This is a genomic window from Alkalimonas amylolytica, from assembly GCF_900107845.1.
In the GTDB taxonomy this organism is placed as follows: domain Bacteria; phylum Pseudomonadota; class Gammaproteobacteria; order Enterobacterales; family Alteromonadaceae; genus Alkalimonas; species Alkalimonas amylolytica.
Map to the genome: position 1 here is coordinate 207424 of NZ_FNRM01000006.1, position 17187 is coordinate 224610.

The window sequence follows — 17187 nt, forward strand, 5'->3', positions numbered from 1 at the left end:
GCGGCTGGCTATGTGATCTTAGCGGCAACCTCAGCTGGCGGCTGGTTGGTGACGGCCAGCTCCGGTAAGACTTCCAGCAAGAGCACGGCGTCACGCTCCCATCCTTTGGCCAGCCTGGCCGCCAGGCGAAAGCCAGCCCACAGCAACAACAAAGCTAGTCCTATCAGCCACCACTCGGCTATGACTGGTAACCACCAGCTTAGGACAGCGACCCCCAGCAGCATAAACACCAGAGGCAATAAATAAAGACTAAAAGCTGCCAGCAGCAAACGCTGCTCGGTGGTGCCAATCCTTACCTTCTGACCAGGCAGCAAGGCACTGTCGGTCACCAAAAAAAACTGGCTGCGCTTTGGGGTAAAGGTTTTAGCCACAATGCCGGTTCCGCAATCCTCGCTGGCAGAACAAGACTGACAGGTCGTAACGGGTGTGGTTTCCAACCAGACACCGCCCAAATCGAGCTTACGCACTGTCGCTATTTGTTCAATCATAACGGACTGCATTGGCAATTTGGCGAGCAATGTCCAGCGTGACTGGCCCTATTACTGTCACATCGAATTGCTCGGTAGAGTGCACATAAATGGTCGTGGCACCATCACGGTAGGCCTGTGGTGGCTGTTGATTCGGGTGCTGCACGAACACCGAAACCTGATGCAAGCCATCACTCAGCAGCCAATAATGCAATAAGGGTACGCCCAAGCCAGGCACTACCAAGGGATCTTCTACCATCTTAAAACCAGATGGTAGCCAAGCCAATTGGATATTTGAAGCCATTGGGGCTGCGGCAGCTGGTTGCAGCTGACGTTGCTCCGGGGTGGGCAAAGGCAGCTCCAACAAAGCCAGCAAGGTTTCAGGCAAATGCGGGCTTATATTCAGATGCGTCACCTGCCAGCGCTCCAGCATCTGATGGCCTTCAGCTACAGTATCAATTCTAAGTGGAAAGCCTGACTCCACATCCAACCAGAGCCAATAACTTAAGCGGCCCGGATGAAAAGCGGTCAGTCGCAACAATTGTGCCGAACGTCCCCCCATCTGACTGACACTGCCTGATACTGGATCGTACAACTCGCGCAGATCCTCAATCGGCTGATAAAGTAGGGACGGTAATTCTTTGATGTAAGAACTGAGGGTAATAAGAGCCGGTTTTTCCGGTGTCAGATAGTACACCACCTTGCCCTTACGCAAAATATCGATGCCGTCGACATCCATCGGCACCAATTGCTCCAGTTGCTGCTGTTCATGCACCCCATGCAGCCAACGAAAGCTGGTGATTTGCTCACCTTTGAATACCACATAGGAGGCATCAAAATTGCTGGTCCGAACAGCATGCTGACTTTGCTGAAAAAGCTGCCATCCCTTAGATTCGGCGTGAAGTGCCGGTACAAATAGCAGGCTGCTGGCAAGCAGCAGCAACAAAGACCATCGCATTAGTTGTTTCCGTCAGGCTCCACATCAACAGCAGGCTGTGGTTGCTCATTGAGCAAAGCGGCCTGTTCCAGCACCCGGACTTGCTGATGGTGTGCATTTAATAATTCCTGCAAGCGGCGCTGTTGTTCCAGCATAGCCTGATGAGCATGCTGTTCCAAACGGTTATCCACTGTGGTCTGGCTCAGGCTCACCGGAGTCGCGAAGCCGGCCACTGGCAGAGTTTGCAGCACTGGCAATGGCGACATCAGTTCTTGTTCAAACGGCTGCTGGTAATGTTGTACACCAACCACTGCCATTAGAGCCACACTGGCTGCAATAGCCGTTTGGGCTGTGGGTTTAAACCAGTCGCTATTGGCAGCCGCTTTAAACCGGTGCCCCAGACGCTGCAAAAGAGAACCATGCGGCTGCAACTGATGCACGGCTTCTTGCTGCAATCGGGCAGCAAAGTCGGCCGAGAAATCAAGCGGCACTTGTTTCGGGAGCTCTTGCCGGATGGCAGCACCAATCAGATGATAGCGTTCGTATTGCTGTTGCAACTGCTCATCTTGCAGAAGACGACCAAGTTGTTGCTTAGAGAGTCCCTGCTCATCAATGGCTGCCGAGAGCCAATCCAGTGACGATTCAAGGCCCGGCTCAGCCGAGTGGGACTGCTGCATTTGCTCGGCAGACTGCCAGTGCTGTTGTTTTGACGACATAGTCATTCCTGTCATTCACTTATGCTTAGCTTAGCAAAGGTTTAAGCTGTAAGTCTATGGCCTCACGAGCCCGGAAAATCCGGCTTCGCACTGTGCCAATGGGACAACCCATCACATCGGCAATCTCTTCATAACTCAAGCCATCCAGTTCACGCAGTGTAATGGCTGTACGTAACTCATCCGGCAAGTTTTCAATGGTATCGAACACGACTTGCCTAATTTCATCGGATAGCAACAGCTTTTCCGGTGAATCCTGCTCCTTTAATGCATCGCTGCCTTCAAAGTAATCGGCATCTTCAGCATCCACATCGCTGGCCGGCGGTTTACGAGACGCGGCCACCAAATAGTTTTTAGCGCTGTTTACAGCAATCCGGTACAGCCAAGTATAAAAAGCACTGTCACCACGAAAGCCGGGTAAAGCCCGATACGCTTTTAAAAACGCTTCTTGCGCTACATCAGCCACATCACCATGGTTAGAGACGTAACGCGAGATTAAGTTCGTAATTCGATGCTGATATTTTTTTACCAGCAAATTAAACGCAGCCTGGTCGCCCTGCTGCACACGCTGGACAATTTGCCAATCCAATTCTTGCTCGCTCATCCGAGCTTATCCCCTGTAACCCATTCTACTACTTTAGTTTTTTGTAACTGGCGCTCGTCTAGCGTACTGATTAGGACAAAAGGTGTCATAAATAGTTCTGCCCCTTGCAGGAAAAAGTTACAATAAGCTTATGTCATCGCCTTTATCAGCGCGAACCTAACGTAACAGTGTATCTTATGACAGCGCAAAAAGAATACCCATGTGATGTACTTATTATTGGCAGCGGTGCCGCCGGCTTGTCGCTGGCCCTGCAACTGGCTGCCCACACCAAAGTACTGGTGCTGAGCAAAGGCGCCTTGCGTGAAGGTTCGACCCTCTATGCTCAGGGTGGCATCGCGGCCGTGTTTGACGAGAACGACAGCATTGCCAGCCACGTCAGCGATACCTTGGTGGCCGGCGCGGGCCTGTGCAACAAAGAAGCCGTGCAATTTACTGCCGAGCATGCCAAAGAAGCCATGCAGTGGCTGATTCAACAAGGGGTGCCTTTTGATCAGTACCAGGATCAGGATGGCAAGGTCAAATACCACCTAACCAGAGAGGGTGGCCACAGTCACCGCCGGATTTTGCATGCCGCGGACGCCACCGGTAAAGCCGTGCAAATCACTCTGGTCGAACAAGTGAAGCAACACCCGAATATTCGGCTGCTGGAGCATTATCACGCCATCGATTTGATCACAAACGCCGACAAAAGCCGCTGCCTGGGTGCTTACATCTGGAGCCAACAGGTACGAAAGGTGGAAGTAGTGCGCGCCCGCTTTGTTGCCCTAGCGACAGGTGGTGCCAGCAAGGTGTACCTTTATACCAGCAACCCGGATGTTGCCAGCGGTGATGGCATTGCCATGGCCTGGAGGGCGGGCTGTCGGGTTGCCAATATGGAGTTTAATCAATTCCATCCAACCAGCCTGTACCACCCGGATGCGCCCAACTTTCTGATTACCGAGGCTATGCGTGGCGAAGGTGCTTACCTGAAACGCCCGGATGGCAGCCGCTTTATGCCGGATTTTGATACACGGGCAGAGCTGGCGCCACGCGATGTGGTGGCTCGCGCCATCGACTATGAAATGAAGCGCCTGGGGGCCAACTGTGTCTATCTGGATATCAGCCATCAACCGGCTGACTTTATTTTGGAGCATTTCCCGACCATTTACGCCAAATGTTTGAGTGTGGGACTGGATATTACTAAGGAGCCAATCCCTGTCGTTCCGGCGGCCCACTACACCTGCGGCGGTGTAATGGTGAACTTAAACAGCCAGACCGATATTGCCAATCTCTATGCCATTGGCGAGGTAGCCTATACCGGCTTGCATGGCGCCAACCGCATGGCCAGTAACTCGCTACTCGAATGCGTGGTCTTCGCCCAGGCAGCGGCCCGCCATATTCTTTCGCAGCTAGCGAACACGACTTTGCCAGAACCCCTGCCACAATGGGATGAAAGCCGGGTCAGTGATTCAGACGAAGAAGTTGTAATCACCCACAATTGGCATGAGCTACGATTATTTATGTGGGACTATGTTGGGATTGTTCGAACCGATAAACGTTTAGAGCGCGCTCTGCACCGGGTCGAGCTATTAAAGCAAGAGATTCAGGACTATTACAGCCACTTTAAAGTCAGTAACAACCTGTTGGAGCTGCGTAATCTGGTGGTGGTGGCAGAGCTGATCATTCGCAGTGCCTTGCAGCGTAAGGAAAGCCGGGGCCTGCATTACAACCTGGATTACCCGCATACGCTAAGCGATGACAAAGCAAAGCCTACAGTACTAAACCCGAATAAACCTTAGGCCTGTCGCATTCCAGGCTTAATTGACAGGAGCTTGTTGCCAGCGGCATTGCCGGATGGCTCTGGCCAGCGCCCGAAAATCTGCATCGCTGCATTGATCGGCCAAAAGCCAGTACTGCTGCAATCGACCTGCCGGCGCCGCTTTGTCCGGAGCCGAGCGCCAGCAAAGCCAAATGGCCCAGGGCAATACCAGGCTTTTAGCAAGCAGCACACCAGACGGACGCTCAGCGGGTAACCAGCGAACCTCCCCCATGTCGCCAAGCAGCAAGGTTTGTGGCGGCTCAGCCTGCTGCCAGCTCTGCCACCAAATCCAGGCAAAGGCAAACCAGAGCAACAAAAAAAGTCCCAGCCAAAGCCCTTGCAATGGCAATAACAGACTTGGCACCAGAGCCGCAGCCAACAGAACCAACAGCAGCCCACGTCGCCATCGGGAGCGACTAACGCTGATGCTAGACGCGAACACGATCCAGAATCACGCCTATCAAACGTTGCAACTCGACATCATCACTCTTGGCATGCCCCATAAACCAGGCAAACAGATCCGGATCATCGCAGGCCAGCAGGCGCTCAAATACCTGTTTATCATCCAGGCTAAGAGCATCGTAGCCCTCCTCGACAAAAGGTGCCAACAGCACATCGAGCTCCAGCATGCCGCGTCGGCAGGCCCAGCGTAAGCGTGGTTTACTCATTAATTCCGACATCAACACAATGCTCCTCAGTGAGGTGAGTCTGACCAGTTTGTCTGAATTATACCTAAAAAAGCCCAGGCCGATATGGCCTGGTCGCAGAAGTTGCTAAGAAAAATACGCCCCCGGGGTTGAGCTTTTGGTCGAAATCCCCAATGATCTTCACAATGTGCTCTTTATACGAAGCGTAAACCTATGCAATCCAGCTGGATCCATGCCGAACAACTGGCCCATCTTTCCAATCAACAAAGCGCTGCCTGCATCGTCCCATTGCCTGGCTTTGATGTACTGCGAGTGCATGGCCCGGATGCTGAAAAGTATCTGCAAAGCCAAACGACTTGCGACTTGCGGCGCTTGACGCCGGATAACTTTTTGCGCGGCGCTCATTGCGATGCCAAAGGCAAGATGTGGTCGGTGTTTCACCTGCTGCAGCAACGTAGCAACGATTTACTGGTAGTGGCCTATCGCGATGAATTGGCCGCCTCTTTTGCGCAATGGCAAAAATTTGGTGTTTTCTCCAAAGTCAGTTTTGAACCAGGCCAGCAACAATGGGCCGTCTTTGGCATCACTGGTGCTGAGGCCGAAGTCAAGCAGTTGCTGCAACAGCTCGGTTTTACCGCGCTTAGCAGCGGACAACGACAGCAGCAACAAGCCATGCACTTATTGGCCTTAACCGACGACCACTACCTGCTGCTATGCAGTCATCAACAAGCTCACCAATGGCTGAACGATGGCTCGCTCCCATTTGCGGCGCCCACCCGTTGGTTGCAGGCACATATTCAGCATGGTTTTTGTTATCTGGAGCAAGAAAGCATCGGCCAGTACGTGCCACAAATGCTAAACTTACAAGCACAGGATGCGATCAGCTTTGATAAAGGCTGTTATCTCGGCCAGGAAATGGTCGCCCGGATGAAATATCTGGGTAAAAACAAACGCGCTGCTTATATTTTGTCGGCCACGGCCAACAGCACTCCTGTTGCGGGAAGTGATATTGAAATGCAGCTGGATACAAACTGGCGTCGGGCTGGCCAGGTCATCAATGCCGTCAATGTGAATCAGCAGCTTTGGTTGTTGGCGGTACTGCCGAATGATACAACAGCGAACACACAGCTGAGGTTGGCAACTGAGCCTGAGACGCTGCTTGAGTTGCACCCCTTGCCATACACCCTTCAATAACTGAGGTCTTCATGTCTATTTCGCAAAACAAAGTTGTCGCCATGCATTACAAAGTGACCGATCCACAGGGCACTGAACTGGATTCATCCTTTGGCGGCGACCCGCTGATTTTTCTTTATGGTCACGGCTCCCTGATCCCAGGCCTGGAAAAGGCGTTGGCAGGGAAAGCCCCGGGCGATACTTTTAATGCCACCATCGAGGCGGCTGAAGCCTATGGTGAGCGCCATGACCAACTGATTCAATCGGTACCACGCTCAATGTTTGAAGGCATGGACGTGGATGTTGGCATGCGTTTTCGGGCAGCAGGTCCGGATGGACGCGAGCACTCCGTGATCATTATCGAAGTCGGTGATGAAGAAGTCGTCGTCGATGGTAACCATCCGTTATCCGGTATTGATTTAACCTTCGATGTCGAAGTGGTGCAGGTCCGTGACGCTACCGAAGATGAAATCGCCCATGGCCATGCCCATGGCTTGGATGGCACTGCAGGCCATTAATGCCAGTTTAGCTTCACCCGGAAGAGCCGCTTCTGGGTGAAGCTTATTTGCACAAAGCTTGACAGCATCGTTAATTCACCTTATTTTCAGTTCTTTTCGCCGCGAATAAACTCAGCCAGCAGGTAGCATGAAAGACAGACTGCTTATATCCATATCCAGTATCCATGGCTCACGCCATTACACCATTGGTAAGCTGCTGCGCCGCTATTTTGCTATCGTTGCTATGATGCTGGGCCTGATCACCTTTGGCACCGTTATTTTTGTCAATTACTTGCTCAATCAGGTGGATCAACATCATCAACATCAGCTGACACTGGAACAACATACCGAGCAACTGCTGGCTGATATTGCCCGGCTGGAGAGCCATCGTAGCTTTCTGGAAGATGAGCTGGCAGAACGCAGTGACGAAATTTACATGGCGACCAGTCGCCTTGGCGAAATTGAGCAAGCCCTTGGCCTGGATCAGGTCTACAGCAATCAAAACCTTGATCAACGGCTGGATATCGCCACCATCAACTCCGCCGTTCGTAGTACCATGCTGCACATGATCCCAAGCGGTTCGCCATTGGATTTTCGATATCGTTCATCCCGCTTTGGTAATCGTACTCACCCAATTCACGGCAATCAGCGCCATCATCGCGGTGTCGACTTAGCGGCCAACCGTGGTACTCCCATCTATGCACCTGCCGACGGTGTGGTAGAAAGCGTTCGCCCAAGCAACAGCGGCTATGGCAATATGCTAAAAATTCGCCATGCCTTTGGTTTTGCCACCCTCTATGCCCATTTGCATGAATTCAAAGTCAGCGCTGGCAGCTTTGTTGAAAAAGGCCAGTTGATTGCCACTGTTGGAAATACCGGTGCCTCGACCGCACCTCATTTGCATTACGAAGTCCACTTTCTTGATCGGCCCATTAATCCACAAGCCTTTATGGATTGGGATGCGACCAACTTCGACCATGTATTTGCACAGGAAAGGAGTATTCAATGGGATTCTTTAGTCAGCATGCTGGAAACAAAGGTAAGCAATCAGCTGCTACTGTCATCGCACAAGGCAGCTCCTTCCACGGAAGTTTCCGATTAACCTGCGATATCCATGTCGATGGTTACATGGAAGGTAAGATTAACACTGAAAAAACCCTGATCATCAGCCGCTCCGGCCGGGTGAAAGGTGAGATCATTGCGGATAAAGTGATCATCAATGGCCTGTTTGAAGGTGAGTGTTATGCCAACCATGTGGAAATTCTGCCGCACGGTAAAGCCCAGGGTACCATCCACAGCGATGAGCTAAGCATTGAACGAGGGGGCCATTTTATTGGCGAGAGCCAGCCGACTACGGAAGATCAGGTCGTCAAGCTGCAGCAGCATGAAGCCAAGGCTGAGTTAAGCAACGAGAAAGCTAGCAAAAAAGACAGTTCTGCCAGTTAATCATCATCTACCCCCATAAAAAAACCGTGCCTACGCACGGTTTTTTTATTAAAAATCAAACAATTAAGCGTTATGCACGAAATCTTCACCCAACTTGATGTCCGCTTGCAGGGTTGGCAACATCTCGTTCATGGCTTTTTGCTCAAAGGCACTCAGGCTGCCGATTGGCAACAGACGCTCAACACCCTGCTTACCCAGCACCAGTGGCTGTGCAAAGAAACGGGCATGCTCACCTTCCCCTTCCACATAAGCGTACTCGGTCACTTCCACGCCTTGTAAGCCTTTCACCAGAGACACGCAGAAACGCGCCGCTGCCTGACCCATCGATAAAGTCGCTGAACCGCCACCGGCTTTGGCTTCCACTACTTCGGTACCGGCATTCTGAATGCGGTGCGTTAACGCCGCTACTTCTTCGTCAGTAAAGCTAACACCCGCGACCTGAGACAACAAAGGCAGAATAGTGGTACCGCTGTGCCCACCGATCACCGGTACTGTGATATCCGCTGGGTTCTTACCTTTTAATTCAGCGACAAAGGTCTCTGCACGGATCACGTCCAGCGTAGTCACACCAAATAAACGACGCGGATCATAGGTACCCGCTTTTTTGAATACTTCAGCCGCAATGGCAACCGTGGTATTGACCGGGTTGGTGATGACGCCAACCAAGGCTTTCGGGCACTGCTCGACGATGGCTTCCGCCAGGGTTTTCACCACATTAGCGTTCACATTGAACAGATCGGAGCGGTCCATGCCTGGCTTGCGTGGCATACCGGCCGGAATCATCACCACATCAGCACCCTTCAGGGCCGGTGCCAAATCATCTTTACCATAGCCTTTTACCTGTACAGCGGTTGGGATATGGCTTAAATCCACGGCTACGCCTGGAGTAACTGGCGCCAGGTCATACAGAGCCAGTTCAGTCCCGGCTGGCAAGTCCAGCTTCAATAACAACGATAACGCCTGGCCAATCCCACCGGCCGCACCTAACACAGCTACTTTCATTGGAAATCCCCTTGTTCAACTGGTAAGCAGGCATAAATATGCATGCATTGAATAAAATCGCGGGTATTTTACCCCATTTTGAGTTAATTTACTGCACAGACTTTAGTAATATAACATCCTGCACTGACCTTGCCAGAATAGCGCAGCCGTATAGAAAAGTGACCATTATGACCAAGCAATCCAAACAAGAAGCCCTGATCCAGGCATTTAAAAACTTGCTGAAAGAAGAACGCTTTGGCTCACAGGGCGATATCGTCGATGCACTCAAAGCCCTGGGCTTTGACAACGTCAGTCAGTCCAAAGTGTCGCGCATGCTCAGCAAATACGGCGCTGTGCGCACCCGCAATGCCAAGCAGGAAATGGTATACAGTTTACCACCAGAGCTCGGGGTGCCGACCACCAAAAGCCCTCTGCGTCAGTTGGTACTGGATATCGAGCACAACGATGTGATGATCATCATTCGTACCAGCCCTGGCGCCGCTCAGTTGATCGCCCGCCTGCTGGACTCCGTTGGCAAAGCAGAAGGCGTGCTGGGTACCATCGCCGGTGACGATACTATCTTTATAGCTCCAATCAGCGTAAAAAATATCAATTTTACGCTGGAAAAAGTTACCGAGCTGTTTGAAAAGGTCTAGTCCCTAAAGGGGCCAGGTTCAACCACGCTCAAACTGCTCTAAAAAGCTAACCGAAGGGGCAAAAAATGCCGCCCCGAGATCGGCTTGGCTGTAATCCAGCAGGCGATCGTAAGCATCAACCGCCAACTCATTTAAACCCAGCCGCTGCCGCATCAGGGTTTCAAAAGCGGTGCTGTCTGCGCTGTACGACAACCAGAGCAGTCCTTGTTGCTTTAAATCGGCAAAAGGCATGTTTTGAGTCAAAAGCGGCAGTGGCTGCTGGCGATCTTTATCCTGATAAAAACACAAGCTGTGGCAGTCCGCTTCCAACTGCGCCAAGGGCAGCCAGTCACCATCGGCTTTATTACGACCAATAATGGCTTGCTGAGCGGAGACAGGTAGCAACTGCCAACGCTTAATATCGTGCCGAAAGCGCTGCAGATGCAGATAACTGCCAGCCGCGAACTGCGGCTCCTGCTCCACAGTCAATAGTGCCAGTTCCCGCCGTTTGCGACCACGAACCGCTTCTGGTGCATCAATAAAGCCCGTCAAATCACGGCCATCCAGATACCGAAAGCCGCGCATTTGCTCCACCAGCTCAACCGCAGGTGCCAACATCTGGTAGACCTGCTGCGCTACCAGATAATTGACATCCTGCCGATCAGAGCGAATTTGCAACAGCAGATCAAACGAGTCGGCCGGCATCAATAGCTCGGATGACTCCAACACAGGAAAAGGCAACAAACCTGCTGGCCGCGCCTGAGGATACAAACTATCCCAGTAACTGGCGCCAATGGCGACCACGCCGGTCAGCATGGCTTCGGAGAAGTGATCAGCCAGTTGGCTGAGCAGTGCAGGGATCTGCGCCAGTTGCTGTCTGATAAAGCTTTCTTGTCCATCCAACGCATTTAAAAGCAGATAATCCCCATGCAAATTGGCTTCCGCACAGATGCCCAGTTGCTCTCTTGCCATGCGTTTTGTACTCCTTTAATCCTTGAACAGTGGTAAAGCTTCGCCTTGTCCAGCGAGCTAAAAAGACAATTATCCTATTTCCTTGTGAGACATATCTCACAAACAAGTGCGCCAAAGCGGCAAAAGCTGCCTTACGCACCTCACCTTCCGCACATATCCTACTGTTTTATATATAAATTAAAAATAAAATTCACTTTTACAATAATATGACAGCAAAGATTTTTTCTTACACTCGCTGGTTGTCGCCGCTGGTTCAGCAGATAATAACCATGTCAGCGGATGACAGGTTCAGGATGAACAAGACGCAGCAGGATGTCACTTATTATATGTCATTTTAAGTGAATAGCGATGCACAGGGTGTGTGAAGGACGATTCAGGACAGGTTCAGGACGAACCCGCATGATAGGACGACATGCAAGCAATGGATGCTGGTCAGGACGACCTCAGGACTCGCTCAGGATGAGTGACCATGGCAAGGCAGCTGGGGCAGGATGCACAGGACACGCAATGGATAGCATGTGACTTTAGGATAAAGTCATTAAAGGGACCAGGCAGGACGCCACGATCGACAGGATTTCGATTGACTAGCGCAGATGGAACCCAAGGATGAAGCAGGACCACTCAGGATGAGTGTGAGGCGGCAGGAAGCAGCTTCTAAGGATAATAGGACACGCAACGGACAGCAAGTGACTTTAGGATAAAGTCATTAAAGGGACCAGGCAGGACGCCACGATCGACAGGATTTCGATTGACTAGCGCAGATGGAACCCAAGGATGAAGCAGGACCACTCAGGATGAGTGTGAGGCAGCAAGAAGCCACCTCTAAGGACAGCAGGACACGGCAGGAAGCCAGGCAGGGAACCTTCGGGACGAGGGCACAGGAAGCCAGGCAAGGACAGCAACAGCAGGATGCTGAGCACAAGACGCAAGACGGCCGCTATTTGTAGTGCGGCCGTTTTCTTTTGTGGCGGTTTCTTTTTTCCCCGATAAATAAATCCCGCTGCCCTTACCAAGCTGCAGCGAGATGATCTCACTACTTCCATAGAATTTTGGTGGCTCCAACCCTCAGGTTCCGGCGAATCCGGCTTTACCTCTGGGTAAGGCCGAATCCGCGAGGCGCCGGGAGACGCCACCGACATCTCCCGGTTCCATTACTTTACTGAAGATACAAATTCCGGGTAGGCTTCCACACCACACTCACTCCGATCGACCCCTTCGTATTCCGCCTGCTCGCTGACACGAATGCCCATCACTTGCTTCAGAATCGCCCACACCACCAGGCTGGTTGCAAAGACCCAGACAAAAATAGTGGCGGCACCAATTAGCTGGCCGCTGAAGCTACTGTCGCTATTGGTTAATGGCACCAGTAACAGGCCAAACAAACCAACCACACCATGCACTGAGATGGCACCGACCGGATCGTCAATTTTCAACTTATCCATGCCGATAATAGCCCCGACCACGATACAGCCCGCAATGGCACCGAAGACCGTGGCTTGCAATGGCGTTGGGGTAGAAGGCTCCGCCGTAATAGCCACCAGACCCGCCAGGGCACCATTCAGCACCATGGTTAAATCAGCTTTACGAAACAGCACTACTGACAGGATCAGAGCGCCAATGGCACCGGCGGCAGCTGCCGCATTGGTATTAACAAACACTATAGCTACTTCGTTGGCATTGGCCATATCGCCCAGCTTTAATACCGAACCACCGTTAAAGCCAAACCAGCCCATCCACAGGATCAAAGTACCCAGGGTTGCCAACGGCATATTGGCGCCCGGAATTGCATGCGTTTTACCGTCCGCCGTGTACTTGCCTTTTCGGGCACCCAATAGCAGCACACCAGCCAATGCAGCAGAGGCGCCCGCCATATGCACTATGCCAGAACCAGCAAAGTCAGAAAAACCTAGCTCGCCCAAATCATACAAGCCAAACACTGGCAGCTCACCCCAGGTCCAGCCGCCTTGTACCGGGTAAATTACCCCAGTCAGCACCACAGCGAACACCAAAAAGGCCCACAGTTTCATCCGCTCTGCCACAGCACCAGATACTATCGACATCGCAGTTGCCACAAAGACCACCTGGAAGAAGAAATCCGAGGCGCCGGCGTAAATAGAGTCACCGGTAAAGCCATCTTCCCGCCCGGCAAATTCAGCCAGGGTAGCATCGACATCCAGCTCAGTAATGCCACTTAAAAAGAAGCCTCCCTGATACATCAACTGGTAGCCACAGATCAGGTACATGATGCAGGCAATGGAGTAAAGTGCGACGTTTTTCGTCAAAATTTCGGTGGTGTTTTTGGAGCGCACCATACCAGCTTCCAACATGGAGAAGCCAGCGGCCATCCACATCACCAAGACACCACACATCAGAAAGTAGAAGGTGTCCATGGCAAACTGTAAGTGATAAATTTGTTCTTGCATGCTGTTTCTCCCTAGATGGCGTCGGCGTCGGTTTCACCGGTACGGATCCGTACCACCTGCGACAGCTCAAACACAAAGATTTTGCCGTCACCAATGCGTCCGGTGCAGGCAGCTTTTTCAATGGCTGCGATCAAGCGATCAACATGCTCATCCAGGGTAGCAATTTCCAGTTTGACCTTCGGCAGAAAGTCCACCTGGTACTCTGCCCCACGGTAGAGTTCGGTATGCCCTTTTTGCCGACCAAAGCCTTTGACTTCGGTGACCGTTAAGCCTTCAACACCAATCTCCGCGATGGCTTCGCGAACATCGTCCAGCTTAAAGGGCTTGATGATGGCACATACAAGCTTCATAGATGTTTCCTTCTGGGGTTATCGTTATGGTTGCCATCAGCATAAGGAAGTCGTGTGCCAGTTTTGTAAGCGACTGAATCACAATGAATAAATTATTTATTTTGCGTTTAGCCATAAAAAAACGCACCAAGAAGGTGCGTTTGTTCCCAGCAAAAGTGCAGGCTTAGCGGTAAGCGCCGTTCAGTTTGGCCTGTTGTCCAGCGACGAACACCTGCCATTGCTCTACCAGCTTAATCAAATCGACCAGGCCACATTCTGCCTGTAAATTGTCCTCATCCAGCGTGAGCTCACTGCCAGCCAGTTTATCCGGCAAGGGTTCATGCTCCAGTTCCAGCAAAGAGTGATGGCACACCAGCACATCCCCATCTTCGACAAAGAGTGACCAGTTCTTGCCCTGATACTGCCAGCTGCTGTGCTGACCTAACGCATGCAGCTCCCGCAGCAGCCCATGATAACCTGCCTGATCCAGCACAAATTCATCCAGCAGGAAACGAGCTATCGCATCCTGCTCGGATGGTAGCTGCAAACTAAAATTGCCACTGTCCCGGCTGTAATAAAATTCGTAATCCACAGTGCTTACCTCCTGCTCTGGATTATAGCGCAAAGCCAACCACCATGCTGTGCATCGACGGCTATTTCCGCTCAGGGCACTGATAACAGGATGGCTGGCGCGGGCAACTGGTGCCGCGCGAGCAAATCAGCTCAGCTGGCTTATCCAGGCTGCGGCTTATCCAGTTGATATTCAGAATATTGGCCACACTGATCAAGGGGCTTCGGACCGAACCAGGGATCTTCGCACCGCCCCCTTCGGCAATGCAGCGTGCTTTCATATCGGCCGCCAGGCTATCGGCATCCACCCCTTGCGCTTCCAAAGCTGGGTTCAGGTCAATACCGGCGCAGAGCACATGCGCATTACCGGCCAGATCCTTTACCCGCACCGATTCGCAGCAGTAAATGCGCGGCCGGCCATGCACATCCAGCAGCGATAGTTGAGCTGAGCTGCCCTCACCAGGCACATCAAACATGCGAAAGACCGCCCAGTGCTGGCAAGGGTCATCGACCGCTCGCATATTGCCCCACGGCAGTGGGATGCCATTGCCCCGATACACAGCTTTCAGTTTACCTGGCGTATAGGCGTCAAAGTAATGCCAATGCGGGTAGCTGGATACCGCCGTCATCCGCCGCATCGCTACCGAAGCCGACACTTCAGCCAGTTTATGGCTACTGATTTCATAACCGTGGCGGTCCAATAACTGGCGAAACGGCACTTTTGGACACAGCAACGCCCCGGCAAAAAAACTGGACTCAAAGTCACGCCAGGCATGCAGAATATCTTCCGGTGACACCCGGTCGGTCACCATAGCACCGGCGTTGTGCGCTCCCCCAACCGACATAGCGCTTTTCACGCCATCTTTGTTGTGCAACACAGCATGACCAATATGCACCGCCAGTTCGTATTTCAGTCGGGTTGGAAACTGCTGCAACAATCGGTTCAGTTTTAGCGCTTTGGGCGGCTCGAACCAGGACGTAGGGACATTGTTGCTGCGTACGCCCAGCTCATCCAGCACTTCGGCCGGCGCTTCATCGAACCAGCTGATGTGCAAGCCTTGCGCCTTTGCTAGTTGCAGCAAGTCCTCGACACTCAGCGGCATCCGCTTTAAACCAATTTCTTCAGCCGCTCGCTCCAGCTCGGGAAAATGATTCTGATGATGCTCCTGATGAGCCCGGATCAGTAACTGGGCAAACTGACGCGAACTGGTGCCGGTTTGCGACAGCATTTCTGGCAAAGCAATTTGCAGAATATCTGGCGAGAACAAGAAACCCGGCTCCAGTGGCATGCCATGAATGCCGCCACGGCTGCCTTTATTAGGAATAATATCTTCCTGCTGCTCCTCACCATCCAAAAACCAATCCAGTGGCTTTTGAAAAACCTCGGCAATCACTTCCAACATCTCGACACTGGGCACCCGCTTACCCCGCTCGATCATCGACAAGTACGAGACCGAGGGTGCGTACTCAGGACTGACCCGCACACAACGCGTCGACAAATCATCCATGGTTAAGTGATTGCGTTTACGCAAGTTTCGTATTTTTGTGCCCAGAAAGTGGGACTTTCGCAGTAAGGATTTATTGGCTTTCATTTTGTAAAATTCACACTGTAAAATTTTTATTGTCAAATTACTCTAAAAATTAGCCTAGACTAAAAATCGAGCAAGGGCAATAACTCCCTGCCGGTACCCGACAGCACCAGTGGCATGAACCACGGGCAAACCATACGGATAGAGAGTGAGGAATTGACAATGAATACGATGACACAAGCCGCCACCACAAAGCGCGATGTTCAACCGCTGATCCAGCAAGAAATCAGCCAGATCCATCAATTGAACGAACATCATGTGCAGCAAGTCATGGCGTATTCCAAAGGCTTGCTGGATAAGCTATTTCCGCTAACGGAAGGCTCGCACCGCGATGTCTGCCAGTACGAAGTGTACTACCAGCATCTGCTGGCTTACTTTGCCGATGGACGCAAAGCAGGCCTGCAACAACCCGGTCAGTTTGTCGCTTTATGTGGCCGTAAAAGCGCACCGGATGCCATTGTATTGATGCAGGATGGCCGCCATGTTGAAATCAGCCTGGGTCACTGCGAACACAGCGATGCGGCCGGCATCAATGATATTCAGATTGAGCTGCCTGAACAGCAAGCCTGGTTCAGCCTGGTGCATGGCCGCCAGTTCGCCGCCACCAGCAAGCAGTTCACAGCACCGGATGGCGAGGATTACCAGATTGATTAAAGCAGAGCCGTTAATCCGGTAAATCCAGCTGATACTCAGTACGAAGAGCCCTGTACTCAGGGCTTTGCACAAAATCGACTAAGGCCTGATTAAAGGCCTGTATTTGGGCAGAGCTCAGCAAGCTACGTCGACTAAAAGCAAAGTAAATGTCCACCGCAGCGAGAAAAGGTTGCAGGATCTCAAAGGGTGGATTTTGCTGCTGCATCAGAGCAGAACGACTTACCGTCAGATAGGAAGCAATACCAAGCTTCAGTCGACCATGAGCCAGCAGATGCAATAACATAGTATCGGACTCCACCATGGTCAACGCATTCAATGGCAAAGCATCCAATACTTCGCCATAGGAAAACCCCCGTACCAGCGCCACTTCTTTCATAGCCAGTGCATGCTCATCGCCATCAAACTCAGTATCACAGGGTCGATGGCACAACAACACGATCGCATCCTGCAAATAACTGACATCGCTAAAGAGAAATTGCTCAGCCCGGCTGTCGGTATGGTACATCACCAGAACCAGATCCGCTCTGCCTTCCTGCACATGATGCATTAAGCGTTTCCAGGGCAAGCGCTGCCAACGGACTGAAAGCGCTAACTGCTGACTCACCGCGAGCAATACCCTTACTGAAAAACCATCCATCTCCCCTTGAGTATTCTGATAATAAAAAGGCGGATAATCTTCAGCAGCAATCGCAACGCGAAGCGTGTCTGACATTTGGAAGGTGTTCGTCGCAGGAGCTGGCTGAGTTGCAAAG

General features: G+C 51.9%; 21 protein-coding genes. 8 read left to right on the plus strand and 13 right to left on the minus strand.

Annotated features, from left to right (window positions below; translation table 11 throughout):
- Positions 1–8: 8 nt before the first annotated feature.
- The 4 genes from BLW37_RS12955 to rpoE are packed head-to-tail and all read right to left on the minus strand — an operon-like array spanning position 9 to position 2721.
- Positions 9–488 carry a SoxR reducing system RseC family protein gene (locus BLW37_RS12955; protein WP_091343521.1) on the minus strand — a complete coding sequence of 160 codons (480 nt, stop codon included), beginning with the start codon at positions 486–488 and terminating at the stop codon, positions 9–11.
- The gene (locus tag BLW37_RS12960) at positions 481–1425 is read right to left on the minus strand and encodes a MucB/RseB C-terminal domain-containing protein (RefSeq protein ID WP_091343523.1); all 945 of its coding nucleotides are present in this window, start codon (positions 1423–1425) and stop codon (positions 481–483) included. Before BLW37_RS12960 ends, BLW37_RS12955 begins: the two co-directional genes overlap by 8 nt.
- Positions 1425–2120, minus strand: coding sequence for a sigma-E factor negative regulatory protein (locus BLW37_RS12965; protein ID WP_245785732.1), 696 nt, complete (start codon positions 2118–2120; stop codon positions 1425–1427). Before BLW37_RS12965 ends, BLW37_RS12960 begins: the two co-directional genes overlap by 1 nt.
- Before the next feature lie 25 nt (positions 2121–2145).
- The gene (gene rpoE, locus BLW37_RS12970) at positions 2146–2721 is read right to left on the minus strand and encodes an RNA polymerase sigma factor RpoE (RefSeq protein ID WP_091343525.1); all 576 of its coding nucleotides are present in this window, start codon (positions 2719–2721) and stop codon (positions 2146–2148) included.
- 176 nt (positions 2722–2897) lie between these two features.
- On the opposite strand from rpoE, the gene nadB reads away from it, so the two are divergent.
- A complete protein-coding gene (gene nadB / locus BLW37_RS12975; RefSeq protein ID WP_091343526.1) occupies positions 2898–4499 on the plus strand; it encodes an L-aspartate oxidase in 1602 nt (533 codons plus the stop codon).
- Between the two features lie 18 nt (positions 4500–4517).
- On the opposite strand, the gene BLW37_RS12980 is transcribed toward nadB, so the two are convergent.
- Both BLW37_RS12980 and BLW37_RS12985 read right to left on the minus strand, forming a co-directional pair.
- On the minus strand, positions 4518–4961 hold the full coding sequence (locus BLW37_RS12980; RefSeq protein WP_342744214.1) for a protein YgfX: 444 nt from the start codon (positions 4959–4961) through the stop codon (positions 4518–4520).
- Positions 4948–5199: an FAD assembly factor SdhE gene (locus tag BLW37_RS12985; protein ID WP_091343529.1), complete on the minus strand. Its 252-nt coding sequence runs from the start codon at positions 5197–5199 to the stop codon at positions 4948–4950. Before BLW37_RS12985 ends, BLW37_RS12980 begins: the two co-directional genes overlap by 14 nt.
- A 180-nt stretch (positions 5200–5379) precedes the next feature.
- On the opposite strand from BLW37_RS12985, the gene ygfZ reads away from it, so the two are divergent.
- The 4 genes from ygfZ (at position 5380) to BLW37_RS13005 (ending at position 8282) form a co-directional block, all read left to right on the plus strand.
- Entirely contained in the window at positions 5380–6360 is a 981-nt protein-coding gene (gene ygfZ / locus BLW37_RS12990; RefSeq protein WP_091343531.1) for a tRNA-modifying protein YgfZ, read from the plus strand.
- Positions 6361–6371: 11 nt separating this feature from the next.
- Positions 6372–6857 carry an FKBP-type peptidyl-prolyl cis-trans isomerase gene (locus BLW37_RS12995; protein ID WP_091343532.1) on the plus strand — a complete coding sequence of 162 codons (486 nt, stop codon included), beginning with the start codon at positions 6372–6374 and terminating at the stop codon, positions 6855–6857.
- A gap of 127 nt (positions 6858–6984) precedes the next feature.
- On the plus strand, positions 6985–7938 hold the full coding sequence (locus BLW37_RS13000) for a M23 family metallopeptidase (RefSeq protein WP_091343534.1): 954 nt from the start codon (positions 6985–6987) through the stop codon (positions 7936–7938).
- 8 nt (positions 7939–7946) lie between these two features.
- Positions 7947–8282, plus strand: a complete 336-nt coding sequence (locus BLW37_RS13005) for a bactofilin family protein (protein WP_245785741.1) — start codon at positions 7947–7949, stop codon at positions 8280–8282.
- A 63-nt stretch (positions 8283–8345) separates the two neighbouring features.
- Here BLW37_RS13005 and mdh read toward each other — a convergent pair whose 3' ends face one another.
- Positions 8346–9284, minus strand: coding sequence for a malate dehydrogenase (gene mdh / locus BLW37_RS13010; protein ID WP_091343535.1), 939 nt, complete (start codon positions 9282–9284; stop codon positions 8346–8348).
- Positions 9285–9451: 167 nt separating this feature from the next.
- Between mdh and argR the strand changes: the two genes are divergently transcribed.
- Positions 9452–9919, plus strand: a complete 468-nt coding sequence (gene argR / locus BLW37_RS13015) for a transcriptional regulator ArgR (RefSeq protein ID WP_091343761.1) — start codon at positions 9452–9454, stop codon at positions 9917–9919.
- Between the two features lie 18 nt (positions 9920–9937).
- On the opposite strand, the gene BLW37_RS13020 is transcribed toward argR, so the two are convergent.
- Complete coding sequence (locus tag BLW37_RS13020; RefSeq protein WP_091343537.1) at positions 9938–10870, minus strand: Dyp-type peroxidase; 933 nt, start codon at positions 10868–10870, stop codon at positions 9938–9940.
- Between the two features lie 794 nt (positions 10871–11664).
- On the opposite strand from BLW37_RS13020, the gene BLW37_RS18720 reads away from it, so the two are divergent.
- Positions 11665–11817, plus strand: coding sequence for a hypothetical protein (locus BLW37_RS18720; RefSeq protein WP_171907619.1), 153 nt, complete (start codon positions 11665–11667; stop codon positions 11815–11817).
- 204 nt (positions 11818–12021) lie between these two features.
- Here BLW37_RS18720 and BLW37_RS13030 read toward each other — a convergent pair whose 3' ends face one another.
- The 4 genes from BLW37_RS13030 to BLW37_RS13045 form a co-directional block, all read right to left on the minus strand.
- On the minus strand, positions 12022–13293 hold the full coding sequence (locus BLW37_RS13030) for an ammonium transporter (protein ID WP_091343542.1): 1272 nt from the start codon (positions 13291–13293) through the stop codon (positions 12022–12024).
- Positions 13294–13304: 11 nt separating this feature from the next.
- Positions 13305–13643, minus strand: coding sequence for a P-II family nitrogen regulator (gene glnK / locus BLW37_RS13035; protein WP_091343543.1), 339 nt, complete (start codon positions 13641–13643; stop codon positions 13305–13307).
- A 163-nt stretch (positions 13644–13806) separates the two neighbouring features.
- The gene (locus BLW37_RS13040) at positions 13807–14214 is read right to left on the minus strand and encodes a YacL family protein (RefSeq protein WP_171907620.1); all 408 of its coding nucleotides are present in this window, start codon (positions 14212–14214) and stop codon (positions 13807–13809) included.
- Positions 14215–14275: 61 nt separating this feature from the next.
- The gene (locus tag BLW37_RS13045; protein ID WP_091343546.1) at positions 14276–15784 is read right to left on the minus strand and encodes a DUF3612 domain-containing protein; all 1509 of its coding nucleotides are present in this window, start codon (positions 15782–15784) and stop codon (positions 14276–14278) included.
- A 159-nt stretch (positions 15785–15943) separates the two neighbouring features.
- Between BLW37_RS13045 and BLW37_RS13050 the strand changes: the two genes are divergently transcribed.
- Positions 15944–16435: an aldolase/citrate lyase/malate synthase family protein gene (locus BLW37_RS13050; protein WP_245785733.1), complete on the plus strand. Its 492-nt coding sequence runs from the start codon at positions 15944–15946 to the stop codon at positions 16433–16435.
- Positions 16436–16445: 10 nt separating this feature from the next.
- On the opposite strand, the gene BLW37_RS13055 is transcribed toward BLW37_RS13050, so the two are convergent.
- Positions 16446–17147 (minus strand): substrate-binding periplasmic protein, encoded by a 702-nt coding sequence (locus BLW37_RS13055; RefSeq protein ID WP_171907621.1) that lies wholly within the window; start codon positions 17145–17147, stop codon positions 16446–16448.
- Positions 17148–17187 lie beyond the last annotated feature (40 nt).

What these genes read in the sequence shown, in the direction of transcription:
- glnK (WP_091343543.1), bottom strand. Translation starts at nt 13,643, where the DNA reads ATGAAGCTTGTATGTGCCATCATCAAGCCCTTTAAGCTGGACGATGTT.
- BLW37_RS12965 (WP_245785732.1), bottom strand. Translation starts at nt 2,120, where the DNA reads ATGTCGTCAAAACAACAGCACTGGCAGTCTGCCGAGCAAATGCAGCAG.
- BLW37_RS13030 (WP_091343542.1), bottom strand. Translation starts at nt 13,293, where the DNA reads ATGCAAGAACAAATTTATCACTTACAGTTTGCCATGGACACCTTCTAC.
- BLW37_RS12985 (WP_091343529.1), bottom strand. Translation starts at nt 5,199, where the DNA reads ATGTCGGAATTAATGAGTAAACCACGCTTACGCTGGGCCTGCCGACGC.
- BLW37_RS18720 (WP_171907619.1), top strand. Translation starts at nt 11,665, where the DNA reads ATGAGTGTGAGGCAGCAAGAAGCCACCTCTAAGGACAGCAGGACACGG.
- BLW37_RS13045 (WP_091343546.1), bottom strand. Translation starts at nt 15,784, where the DNA reads ATGAAAGCCAATAAATCCTTACTGCGAAAGTCCCACTTTCTGGGCACA.
- BLW37_RS13020 (WP_091343537.1), bottom strand. Translation starts at nt 10,870, where the DNA reads ATGGCAAGAGAGCAACTGGGCATCTGTGCGGAAGCCAATTTGCATGGG.
- BLW37_RS12960 (WP_091343523.1), bottom strand. Translation starts at nt 1,425, where the DNA reads ATGCGATGGTCTTTGTTGCTGCTGCTTGCCAGCAGCCTGCTATTTGTA.
- BLW37_RS13055 (WP_171907621.1), bottom strand. Translation starts at nt 17,147, where the DNA reads ATGTCAGACACGCTTCGCGTTGCGATTGCTGCTGAAGATTATCCGCCT.
- BLW37_RS13000 (WP_091343534.1), top strand. Translation starts at nt 6,985, where the DNA reads ATGAAAGACAGACTGCTTATATCCATATCCAGTATCCATGGCTCACGC.
- BLW37_RS12955 (WP_091343521.1), bottom strand. Translation starts at nt 488, where the DNA reads ATGATTGAACAAATAGCGACAGTGCGTAAGCTCGATTTGGGCGGTGTC.
- ygfZ (WP_091343531.1), top strand. Translation starts at nt 5,380, where the DNA reads ATGCAATCCAGCTGGATCCATGCCGAACAACTGGCCCATCTTTCCAAT.
- BLW37_RS13050 (WP_245785733.1), top strand. Translation starts at nt 15,944, where the DNA reads ATGAATACGATGACACAAGCCGCCACCACAAAGCGCGATGTTCAACCG.
- nadB (WP_091343526.1), top strand. Translation starts at nt 2,898, where the DNA reads ATGACAGCGCAAAAAGAATACCCATGTGATGTACTTATTATTGGCAGC.
- mdh (WP_091343535.1), bottom strand. Translation starts at nt 9,284, where the DNA reads ATGAAAGTAGCTGTGTTAGGTGCGGCCGGTGGGATTGGCCAGGCGTTA.
- rpoE (WP_091343525.1), bottom strand. Translation starts at nt 2,721, where the DNA reads ATGAGCGAGCAAGAATTGGATTGGCAAATTGTCCAGCGTGTGCAGCAG.
- argR (WP_091343761.1), top strand. Translation starts at nt 9,452, where the DNA reads ATGACCAAGCAATCCAAACAAGAAGCCCTGATCCAGGCATTTAAAAAC.
- BLW37_RS12995 (WP_091343532.1), top strand. Translation starts at nt 6,372, where the DNA reads ATGTCTATTTCGCAAAACAAAGTTGTCGCCATGCATTACAAAGTGACC.